Genomic DNA, 11,788 nt, shown 5'->3' on the forward strand with positions numbered 1-11,788 from the left:
AAAAACGGCCCAAACTCTTCCATTTTTTGGGCCTAGGGGAAACGGCTCTACAGAGCCTGCGCTAAACTTTCGTCAACCATTTATTGGGTGGCTAACGTAGAGAGAAATGCCGTATCAAAGCGTTACTTTGATATCTTCAGTTTAGTACAGCGAGCTTGAATCGCTAGCAGCCCTACGAGCTTTCATACTTACGAACTAAAAAGCCATCGCAAATACGATGGCTTTTCATTTATTTATGGTTCGTCATTTCTTTAAAATAAGTTCTTATCTCGTACTAACTCACGAGGAAGACCATTTTTAATGCGGTTACTGACCCACTTACCTAAACCGATAATCGCACCTTGGTACTTAACTAGCACTTCGCCTTTACCCGTTTTCAATCCTTCTGGAATGATTTGAGGACGAACATCACGGCCCATGTACCATTCACGTGCTTCTTCAATCGTTAGCTCAATAGCGTTGCTTTCAGCACCCGTCGCCAGCGCGGTAGCGACTTGGTGTTGCCAACGGTAGCCATTTTTATGTGCTTCAGCGATTTTAATGCCCATGCGAGAAAAACGTAATTCGCCAATCATAGGCTCAAGCGCATCTGGGAATAGCCAAACGTCTTTATCTCGGAGCCAAACCGTACTTTCGGAAGGCAACTCAATATCCAATGTGTTGTGTAGTTGCTTTGAAATCTCTTCTGATTCTTTCTTCGACGCTTTTACGAACGGGAATTTGCCCATGCGCTTTTTCACTTGTGGCGCCTCTACAGAATGGTGTTTGCGAATACGCGCAACAAAGAAGCCTTCACAGTCATAAACCTGAGGGAAGATGTGTAAGAAGCCTTCTTCTGTTAATGCGGCGTTGGCATTTTCAAATAATCCATCCAGACTCTCAAACTCAACCGCTTCACCAAAGGTTTCTTTTAAGTGATGGCAAACTTGCTGGTTTTCCTCGGTACTTAACGTACACGTTGAGTAAACTAGCACACCACCAGGCTTAAGTGCGTGGAATGCGCTTTCAATGAGATCTTTTTGCGTATCTGCGATTTCTAGAACGGACGCTTGTGTCCAGTTCTTCATGGCATCTTCATCTTTACGAACTGTGCCTTCGCCAGAACAAGGGGCATCAAGCAATACAGCATCAAATTGTTCAGGTAACCAACCACCAAAAACGCGGCCATCAAAGTTGCTCAAAGCGGCATTGCGTACACCACAGCGTTCGATGTTGGCATGCAGAACTTTTACGCGGCTTGCAGCGTACTCGTTCGCGACAAGTACACCTTCATTTTTCATTAATGCGGCGATCTGCGTGGTTTTTGAACCTGGTGCAGCAGCGGTATCTAGTACCGCATCGTAAGATTCGTCATTCATGAATAGGGCAGATACAGGCATCATCGAGCTGGCTTCTTGAATGTAGAATAAGCCAGACATGTGTTCTGCTGTGTTGCCTAATGGTACAACCGACTCGTCGGCTTCAATCCAAAAACCAGTGTCACACCAAGGGACGGGTGACAATGTCCATCCTTTGTCTTCCGCGCGCTTAACAAAGTCTTCCACACTCATTTTGAGCGTGTTTACGCGGATACTTTTGCGAAGAGGCCTTTGACATGCAGAGATGAAATCTTCCATGTTGAGGTTCGCAGGAAGGATAGTTTGGATTTTTTCCAGAAACGCGTCTGGGATGTAAACATTAGGATGCAATGTGGAATCTCGTTTGCAGAATTTGTCGCAAATAATATACGAAAGCGACGCAGAAACGAATAGTGACAAGGTTAACGACCATAAAAAAGAGCAGCGATTGCTGCTCTTTACATCGAATCAATATCCCGCCTTAGGGCTTAGGAATAGGCGTTCTCCATTGAACCCAACTTTCATCGGCACGTGGGTAAAGATAGAAAGAGTGACCACGTTTTGCTGCTGGTGGAATTTGTGATTGCTCTGGCGTTGAAAACGCAATGCCACCACGCACAAGGCTATCAATCGTACCTGCTTTGATGTTCGCACCAGTAATACCGATAGAAACATCCACACCAGACACATTCCAGAACACGCTGTTTTGACGCACTAAATACGCGTATTCAGGTTTGATCTTGATGGTGGAAACCACGCGATCAGCGAACTCGCCCAAGCGAACATCGGTAACTTGACCAACTTCCATTTGGCGGTAGAGAACAGGAGTACCGACTTGAACCGAACCGCGTTGTTCACTTTGCAGGGTAAACATGACGCCTTCTACACGGTCAAACCCTTTTTCTAATGGGAAATCGAACTTCGCCTTACCATTACCCGGTTCAACGCTGATAGATTTTGAAACCAGCGCACCTAAGTTTTTCACGCCGCCAAGGCCAATTTCAGGTTCAGTTAGCCAAAAATGCGTGCCTTCTACCGCGATATTTGCCACGTATTCCGGTAAAATTCGGGCGGTGACTTCAACCAGATTGCGACGGAAATTCGGTACGACAAGCGTCACTTCACCTACCTTCACGCCTTGGTATTCAATCGGCATACCTTTAAGCACTTCTTGCGTGCCGTCGGTTTCTAGCGAAATGACTCGACCAAATTTGCGCGCTTTTTGCTGATCAGCGTAAAGCTTCCAACGTTCTCCGACTTTGTTTTCCACGCCAGGCACGGAATCAAAAGCAATTCCACCTTCAATCAGAGATTTTAGTGGATGTGCTTTAACGCTAACGCCAGAAAGTGAGGCATCAATTTCGATACCTGAACGATTCCAAAAAACGGTTTGTGGGGTGACCAGATAAGCAAAGCGATTTTCAATCGTTGCTTTAATCAATACGCCACCATCGACGAGATGAAAGTCCGAGACGTTACCGACCGGCAGATTTCGATAGAGTAGAGGGCTGCCTTTCGAAATTGGTGGTAGCTCTGAAGCAAACAGCATTAATGTTTTCGAGCCAGTTTTGTTGTACTGCGCGAGTTCTGCTAACGATTCGTTCTGGAACAGTTGGTATTCTTTCTGAATTGACTCAGAACCTTCACTGACGAAACTGATAGAACCGGTCAGTAGTTGTTTTGCTGGCGGAACAGTGACGCTCAACCCAGACTCAGTAAGCTCTGCAGAAGCGCTACCAGTCACGTAAAAACGGTTATTTGATTTAATAAGATGCTTGTATTCGTGATCAATCAGCACATCCATAAAGACTTCGTGCTTCGCTTGTTTTTTCTCATCAACTAAACCAACGTTGATGATGGAACCGACCACAATACCTTTATAGAGCACGTTCGCTCCGCTATCTAAACCAAATGAATTGTCAGAAATTAGGCGAATCGCGATAGACTTTTCTTGCTGTTGATTAAATACGTTTTTGCGAATTGCAGTGAAGCGGCGAGAGCGTTCGCCGTCACCAGGAACGATAGTGAGGAAGTTTCCTCTAACTAGGTTTGCAATGTTTTCGACACCAGACAACGACACTTTCGCTTCTTCCAAAACAAAGCGAGTGCCAGTGGTAAGCATGTCACTGAAAGCAGGCTGAATTGCTGCTGACGCCAAAATGACTTCTCGTCCTTCAGAAAGGCTTAAGTCGGTGACCTGACCAATTTCAATGCCACGGTACATGATTGGTGCGCCTTCGCTGCTGACTTTATTGTCGTCAGGTAGAGCAATTTTGATCGCAATGCCTCGACCTGCTGTTTTCAAATCTTTATATAAGCGGAACTCGGTATTTTCTTCCACTGGTTCGCCATCGTCCGGGGAGTCAACCGCGATAGCGCCACCAAGTAGGGCGCTCATGCTTTCTAAGCGTACGTCAACACCTTCAAAACCAATACTGGCGCCAATGCCGCTGACGTTCCAAAAGCGGCTGCGGTCATTGATGATGTGTCGATATTGCTCTTGGATATTAGCTTGAATAGTAATGGATTTTGCATCTTCATCCAGTTGGTAGCTGTAAACCGCACCGATAGGAATTTTCTTGTAGACAATCTGAGATCCAATCGACACGCCGCCTAAGTCTCGGCTTTTAAGCTTGATGTTCAAACCCTGTGAAACACGTAGGTCCGTTGGCGCCGAATCGAGAGCGTGAAATGTGGTCTCAAATTCTTGACCGTCCCCCGGTTGGATAGAGATGTAGTTACCAGAAACAAGCGCATCCAAGCCCGACACCCCAGTTAAACTCGCGGTTGGTTTAACGAGCCAAAAACGCGTTTTATCGTTAAGTAACTTCGTTGCTTCAGGGTAGATGTCTGCATCCACGTAAATGCTGCCGAGATCTTCGGACAAATTAATGTCACGCACCATACCGACTTCCAAACCTTGGTAACGGATAGTTGTGCGTCCCGCCACCAAACCAGCAGCGTCGGAGAAGTAAATCTGTACTCGTTGCCCCGCATCATGGATGGATTTCACCACAAGCCAGCCGGCGAGCACCATCGTCAAAATTGGCAGTAGCCAAAGTGGAGATATGCCTTTGCTCCTCTTAACATCAGGCACATACGATGTTTGAGAATTGTTCTGATCACTCATTAATTGACTCTTTTTCTGATTGTTTTGGGGCTTCATCCCAGATTAGCCTTGGGTCAATACTCTCTGCGGCTAACATTGTCAGCACAACGACTAAACCAAACGCGACCGCGCCGTAACCTGGCGTAAAGTCGAGTATTTGACCGCGATCGACCAAGGTCATCATGATAGAAATAACAAACAAGTCCATGACAGACCATTTACCGATCCACTTTACTGCAAAGTAAACCATCATTCGTTGTCTTCGAAACACCGAACGCTTGAATTTGATGCACAGCATAATATAGGCAAGGCCGAGGATCTTAACGACTGGCACAACGATACTGGCAACAAAAATAATAATGGCGATACCATACATTCCGCTTCTGACCAAAGACGCAACACCAGAGAAAATCGTATCTTCAAGGCGTTGACCGTTGGTTATCAAAATCGAAATAGGAATAAGGTTAGCAGGAAAAATCGCGATAGTGGCCGCGACTAGGTAAGCCCACGTTTTTTGAATCGAGTTTGGCTTACGATGATAGAGCTCATGATGACAACGTCGGCAACGCTCACCTTCAGGTTGAGAGAGATGACACTCGTGACAATGCACATCTTTGTGTTCGAAAGAGTACGTGTTTTCTGGTTTCCAAGCTTCCCAATAACGACGAACGCTGATGCGAGATACCAGAAGAACAGTAAATATTTGTAGCAAGACCAAGCCAATCAATCCGGGGCCAACAAAAATATCTGAATAGTCTTGAAGCTTAAAACAAGAGATCGCAATGCTGACCAAAAACACATCCAGCATTACCCAATGTTTCAAATGTTGAATCAGCCACAGTGAGACGCGCAGCCCCTTAAACCATCTTTGATGCAATGAGATATGTGCAGTCACAACCGAGACACATACGGTCAATGGGGCAAGTGAGCTACAAAATAGAATTAACAATGAAAGAAGAACAAAGCCTTCTTCCATCAAGGTGATCATCCCTGAGGGTAAGGTCGCGGGAATCATCACACCAAAAAGCCTGATGCTAATGAAGTTAAAGAAGTGCGACGGAATAAATAGCAGGATACAGGTTATCGCGACCGCTAAATTACCAGAAAGGCTAGGGCTGCCTCCGCGATATAATTGCGTGCCACAGCGTGGGCAATGTGCATTTTTACCGTTAGGTAAATCGACAATATCGACAGGGAGTTCGCAACCTTGGCATAAACGCACACTATTGGGTTGCATGGCATGCTTAGACAGAGAGGTCATAAAGACCTCTCTAATAAGAAGGGTTTAAGCTTGGGACTGAATGCCCCCGTACAAGGTTTGATATAAGCCTTCTTGCTCAACGAGCTCACCATGGGTTCCTGTTTGTGTCACTTTCCCATCTTCAAGCACATAGATCAAATCTGCTTGTTTTACTGCCGATAGACGGTGCGCGACGATTAAGGTTGTTCGACCACGTAGGAATTCTGTTAGCGCTTTATGTAGTGCAGCTTCTGTTGCAGTATCGAGCGCAGACGTGGCTTCATCTAAAATAACAAATTGAGGATTGCTTAACACCATACGTGCAATCGCTAGGCGTTGGCGTTGTCCGCCGGATAAACGAATCCCGTTGCGTCCAATTTGCGTATCCAAACCGTGGTTAAGTTGAGAAATCACATCTTGTAATTGAGCAACTTCGAGCGCTCTCCACAAAGACATTTCATCAAAGTGACCACCGAGCGTCAGATTATGCCTCAAGGTGTCGTTAAATAGTATAGGTTGCTGTAATACCACGGCAATTTTGTCGCGGATCGCTTCAAAACCAATATCTTCTGTTAACTCATCATTAAAACGAATGCTACCTGCGTTCTGTCGGTAAACACCAATTAGCAGTTGAATCAGTGTTGATTTACCACCGCCGCTCGCGCCCACTAACGCAACTTTTTTGCCCGCTGGAATATGTAACGACAGGTCATCCAACACTTTGTTCTCATTATTATATGAGAAATCCACATGCTCGATTTTTACATCGACTTCGCGTGTTTCGTTGAAAGGATTCACCTTCGAGACAGGTCTATCTTCTTCTTCCAACTCTAGAAGGTCGTTAATACGTTTCAATGCAGCTTTTGCGCTATACCAAGAGAATTGTATTCCAAGAAGCTCTTGAACAGGGGACAACATAAACCATAGATAACCAAATACAGCGAAAATTTGGCCAATTGTTAGGTCACTAAACATCACCATTAACATGGCAACCGCACGGAATAATTCAAAACCGATTAAGAAGAGCAAGAAAGAAACTCGACCAGCCGCTTCTGATTGCCAGGCGTATTTGTCAGCATCGACGCGGACTTGATTGGCGCTCTCTTTTAGCTGCTGAAGAAATTCGCGCTCTTTATTGGCAGCGCGCAGCTGGTAAATACCATCCAACGTTTCTACCAGTCGATTTTGGAACATTTCGAACGAGTGGTTTTCTTTACGCTTGAGATGCTTGACCATACTGCCAAGTTTGCGAGAGAAATAAATGACAATAGGGTTTACGAGTAGAATAAATAAGCCCAGACGCCAATCTAGCCAAAGCAGAACGATAGCGGTGCCTATTACGGTCAAAAAGCTGATAACAAACTTTGCGAGTGTCGAACCAACAAATTGATCGATGGTTTCTATATCAGTAATAAGGTGGGCGTTAATCCCTCCACTGCCTTTGGTTTCGTACTGACGAATACTGATTCGACCCAATTTGTCGATCATTTTACTGCGCATCTCAAACGTAATGGTTTTCGATACCAGTGTGAATTGACGACTTTGAACAATGTTCAACGCTTGGCTGGCTGCGCGCATGAGCACAACTAAAAAAAGCGTAAAAAAGATATATCCAGTTGGGGTATGCCACGCTTCAGGAAGCACAGCGTTCATGGCAGCAAGACCAGAGGCAGGTTTGTCCAATAGCACTTCATCAACCATTAATGGCATAAGAAGAGGGATTGGAACACTAATCAAGGTCGCCACAATAGCAATCAAGTTCGCTAAAATCAGCTTGGACTTGTGCTTTTTAACTTGTGTTATCAACCAAGAACGGCTAATAGTGTCATTTTTCGGAATCATTGTAATTGAGAATAAGTCCTATTTTAAAGTAGGTCAGCATTTTAGCGCCATACCAAGAGAATGGAAGCTTTAATAATAAGTAGGAAGTTAATATGAACATAGAACAATACCAACGACTCACCAAACAAGCAGTAGCCCTAATTGAATCTGAGCCAGACTTTATCGCTAACTTGGCGAACCTGAGCTCTTTGCTATTTATGGAGCTTGAAGACCTCAATTGGGCGGGCTTCTACCTAACAAAAGGGGATGAGCTTGTATTAGGCCCATTCCAAGGCAAACCAGCTTGCGTTCGTATCCCAATGGGACGAGGCGTTTGTGGTACAGCTGCAAAAACAAATACTACTCAAAGAGTATACGACGTTCACGAATTTGAAGGTCATATCGCATGTGATGCCGCGAGTAATTCTGAAATTGTGATTCCGTTTTCAATCAATGGAAAAGTTGCTGGCGTATTGGATATCGATAGCCCAAGTATCGGTCGATTCAATGAAACAGACGAGGAAGGTCTCACTCATTTTATGTCAGAAGTAGAAAAGCTGCTTAATTCACACGCGAACGACGCATAAATTAGCCCACGAGTGTGGTTTTTCCTTGGCATGTCACTATAATACGAGAATATTTTTCTTAATGCTTCGCGGAAATCCGCTCAAATCAGGAACCCTCATGACTGAAAAGTTAAAAAACAGCAAAGAAGTTATCGCATATATTGCTGAATGTTTCCCTAAGTGCTTTACTTTAGAAGGTGAAGCAAAACCTCTGAAAATTGGTATTTTTCAAGATCTTGCGGAACGTCTAAATGAAGACGAAAAAGTAAGCAAAACTCAGCTTCGTGCAGCGTTAAGACAGTACACTTCATCATGGCGTTACCTACACGGTGTAAAACCAGGTGCGGTACGTGTTGACCTAGATGGCAACCCTTGTGGTGAACTAGAAGAAGAACACGTAGAACACGCTAAAGCGACACTTGCTGAAAGCAAAGCGAAAGTTCAAGCTCGTCGTAAAGAACAAGCACAGAAAGCTCGTGAAGAGGGTAAGGCGAAAGCAAAACCAGCGGCTAATAAAAAGCCTCAACAGCCTCGCCGTACTAACAAACCAAAAGTACAAAAACCAACTAAGCCTGTAGAAACGCGCGCTCTAAATGCTGATGAAATCACAGTAGGCAATGCAGTAAACGTGAACATGGGCAAAGGAAACATGGCAGCGACCATTGTTGAGATCAATAAGGATGATGTACGTGTTCAACTTGCTAACGGCCTACAAATGGTTGTAAAAGCGGAGCACTTGCGCGCATAAGGGAGATACTCCTACGCATGAATTGCCGTTCAAAAGTGACCCTGATTGCTGCTAGCTTATGGCTAGCAGCATCAGCTCAGGCTCTCGAAGCCAAACTACATAAAGATGACTTGCCGGTTCTCGCTCCTGAAGTTCAGCACGAAACAGCCAGCAAACGAGTCACCTCTCGATTTACCCGCTCTCATTATAAGCATTTCAATCTAAACGATGATTTCTCTAAAGCGATCTTTGAACGCTATGTAGAAATGCTTGATTACAATAGAAATATTTTCACTCAAGCGGATATCGATTCCTTCAAAGATTGGTCAATTGAACTTGATGATCAGCTTAAAGCTGGTAACAACAAGATTGCTTTTGATGTTTACAATCTCTCCATGCAAAAACGTTTTGAACGTTTCGCCTACGCGATGACTTTGCTCGACAAAGAGATCAAGTTTGATAACGCAGACGAGATTGAACTAGATCGCTCAGAAGCCGCATGGCCAAAGGATGAAGCTGAGCTTAATGAGTTGTGGCGCAAACGCGTGAAATATGACGCTTTGAATCTAAAACTGACGGGCAAAGAATGGCCTGAAATTAAAGAAGTTTTAGAGAAGCGTTATAACAACGCGATGAAGCGTATCACACAGACCAACAATGAAGACGCGTTCCAGCTTTATATGAACGCCTTCGCAAGACAGGTCGATCCTCATACTAGTTACCTTTCTCCTCGCAACGCCGAGCAATTCCAATCAGAAATGAACCTGTCTCTTGAAGGGATTGGTGCCGTTCTGCAAATGACAGATGACTACACTATTATTCGTTCATTGGTAGTTGGTGGCCCTGCGTCTAAGAGTAAGCAACTTGGTGAAGGGGACCGCATCATTGGTGTTGGTCAAGACGGTGAAGAAATTGTCGATGTGATTGGCTGGCGTCTGGATGATGTAGTTCAATTAATCAAAGGTCCTAAAGGAACAAAGGTTAATCTACAAATCTTGCCAGAAGGTAATGACGCAAAGAGTTACATTGTCACAATTGTGCGCGACAAAGTTCGTTTAGAAGACCGAGCGGTTAAGTCTGAGATCATTGAGAAAGACGGCAAGAAGATTGGTGTTCTTGAAGTACCAAGTTTCTACGTCGGTCTTTCACAAGACACAGACAAGTTACTTACTGACCTAAAAGCGAAGAATGTTGACGGTATTATCGTTGATTTACGTAACAACGGTGGTGGTGCTCTTACTGAAGCAACAGCACTTACTGGCCTCTTCATTAAAGAGGGCCCAGTCGTACAAGTGCGCGACAGCTATGGCCGCATCAAAGTCAACGCCGATACCGACGGACTGGTAAGTTACGATGGTCCTTTGACGGTATTAATCAACCGCTACAGTGCATCGGCATCTGAAATTTTCGCAGCTGCAATGCAAGACTACAACCGCGCCGTCATTCTTGGCGAAAACTCGTTTGGTAAAGGTACGGTTCAGCAGCATCGTTCATTGAATCATATCTACGATCTTTTCGATAAAGAGCTCGGTTATGTTCAATATACGATTCAAAAGTTCTACCGCATCGATGGCGGAAGTACTCAGAACCGTGGTGTAGCGCCAGACATTGCGTACCCAACACCAATTGATCCGAGTGAAACCGGTGAAAGTGTTGAAGACAATGCTCTGCCTTGGGATAGCATCGATAAGGCGACTTATCAGACATTCCCAGATAACGACAAGTTGATTGCAAACTTGACAGAACTTCACAATAAGCGAATCGCTGATGAGATGGAATTCCGCTTCATTAACGAAGACATTGAGAAGTATCGTAAAGAAAAAGACGACAACATGTTGTCTCTAAACGAGAAAGTCCGCAAAGACGAGTCAGATAAAGCAGAAGCATTACGTTTGAAACGTATTAATGAACGTCAAACGGCTTTGGGTAAGAAAACATTCAAATCTTTGGATGATGTGCCTAAAGACTACGAAGCACCTGATGTTTATTTAGATGAATCTGTTGCGATTATGGTTGATATGCTTAAAGCACCAAAACAGTCATAAGCACTGGCAATTCAGTACAAAAAGGGCGAGTCCTAAGGGTTCGCTCTTTTTTTATGCCTTTTAACCTGCAAAGTTGACGGCACAAAGTCGGTTGTGCGCTTATTTTACTGCAATAATTTACGTGATATAGATCAAATATTTCGCGAAATAGAGCACCAATGCCTAAGCTAAAAGAAAACGATAAGGATGCCGATATGAAATGGTTCTTTATTTTGCTTAGCTTTTGCTGCTTAAGCGTGTTCGCTGGAGAAAACACAAAGGAAGACGATCTTAGTCACTTTGATACGCCGTTTCTGATTGGGGATTGGTATTTAATGAATCCGAGGCCTGACGAATCGGCTGAAAACTTCCGAGCGATCAAACTTTCTTTAGGCTCTGATTACACATTCTCCATAGATATTCAGAAAAAAGATTATTCTGTCGATCATTGGGAAGGAATGTATAACGCCAATGAAGACACAATTGTTCTTGGATTGAATACCGATGAGCCCCAAATTTACGCTTACCGAAACAATCACAATACCTTGGATTTAAACGGTGTCACTTTTACTAAAGGGTTATCGAACGCTCTAGCCGGTATTTGGTCAAGCTCTCATGTCTCTGGCGATGGATTGATGGCAAATAACATTAACCACATGGATCTGATTTTGCAGCCTGACTTCGTGTTCTTGTTCCGTGTCTCAAACGAAGCAGGTGAAGAGTCCGTTAAACAAGGCGTGTTTTACACTGAAGACGAGTATTTAGTTCTTTTGTATGAAAACGGCGAGCAGGGCACAACGTACAAACTTAAAGAAAATGAGCTCACCATCCAAGATAGTAGTGGTGATATGTATGCCGTACTCAACCGAGTCACACAATGAGTCATTCATATTGTTGATTCTATAAATGAGTATTCATACGGCAAACTTGTAATGTTGAGTAAATGTTAATCAGAAAGCGGAGC

8 protein-coding genes are annotated in these 11,788 nt (G+C 44.2%); 4 read left to right on the plus strand and 4 right to left on the minus strand.

The features are described 5' to 3' along the window. Positions 1 to 251: 251 nt before the first annotated feature. From rsmF to NL646_RS05315, 4 genes are all read right to left on the minus strand, one after another. Positions 252 to 1,688: a 16S rRNA (cytosine(1407)-C(5))-methyltransferase RsmF gene (rsmF, locus tag NL646_RS05300; RefSeq protein ID WP_253663942.1), complete on the minus strand. Its 1,437-nt coding sequence runs from the start codon at positions 1,686 to 1,688 to the stop codon at positions 252 to 254. A gap of 130 nt (positions 1,689 to 1,818) precedes the next feature. Then, the gene (mam7, locus tag NL646_RS05305) at positions 1,819 to 4,467 is read right to left on the minus strand and encodes an MCE family putative adhesion factor MAM7 (RefSeq protein ID WP_015296763.1); all 2,649 of its coding nucleotides are present in this window, start codon (positions 4,465 to 4,467) and stop codon (positions 1,819 to 1,821) included. Then, positions 4,460 to 5,707 carry a paraquat-inducible protein A gene (locus NL646_RS05310; protein ID WP_005486416.1) on the minus strand — a complete coding sequence of 416 codons (1,248 nt, stop codon included), beginning with the start codon at positions 5,705 to 5,707 and terminating at the stop codon, positions 4,460 to 4,462. The genes mam7 and NL646_RS05310 overlap by 8 nt, the downstream gene beginning before the upstream one ends. 24 nt (positions 5,708 to 5,731) lie before the next feature. Beyond that, positions 5,732 to 7,528 (minus strand): ABC transporter ATP-binding protein, encoded by a 1,797-nt coding sequence (locus NL646_RS05315; protein ID WP_253663943.1) that lies wholly within the window; start codon positions 7,526 to 7,528, stop codon positions 5,732 to 5,734. A 92-nt stretch (positions 7,529 to 7,620) separates the two neighbouring features. Between NL646_RS05315 and NL646_RS05320 the strand changes: the two genes are divergently transcribed. The 4 genes from NL646_RS05320 (at position 7,621) to NL646_RS05335 (ending at position 11,705) form a co-directional block, all read left to right on the plus strand. Continuing rightward, on the plus strand, positions 7,621 to 8,094 hold the full coding sequence (locus NL646_RS05320; RefSeq protein WP_005494950.1) for a GAF domain-containing protein: 474 nt from the start codon (positions 7,621 to 7,623) through the stop codon (positions 8,092 to 8,094). 97 nt (positions 8,095 to 8,191) lie between these two features. Then, a complete protein-coding gene (gene proQ, locus NL646_RS05325) occupies positions 8,192 to 8,821 on the plus strand; it encodes an RNA chaperone ProQ (RefSeq protein WP_005458274.1) in 630 nt (209 codons plus the stop codon). 17 nt (positions 8,822 to 8,838) lie between these two features. Next, positions 8,839 to 10,845: a carboxy terminal-processing peptidase gene (gene prc, locus NL646_RS05330; RefSeq protein WP_025633050.1), complete on the plus strand. Its 2,007-nt coding sequence runs from the start codon at positions 8,839 to 8,841 to the stop codon at positions 10,843 to 10,845. Between the two features lie 194 nt (positions 10,846 to 11,039). Continuing rightward, the gene (locus NL646_RS05335; protein WP_021448557.1) at positions 11,040 to 11,705 is read left to right on the plus strand and encodes a hypothetical protein; all 666 of its coding nucleotides are present in this window, start codon (positions 11,040 to 11,042) and stop codon (positions 11,703 to 11,705) included. The last annotated feature ends 83 nt before the right edge of the window (positions 11,706 to 11,788 follow it).

Source organism: Vibrio sp. Y20_XG_PY13, from assembly GCF_024181925.1.
Lineage (GTDB): Bacteria > Pseudomonadota > Gammaproteobacteria > Enterobacterales > Vibrionaceae > Vibrio > Vibrio parahaemolyticus.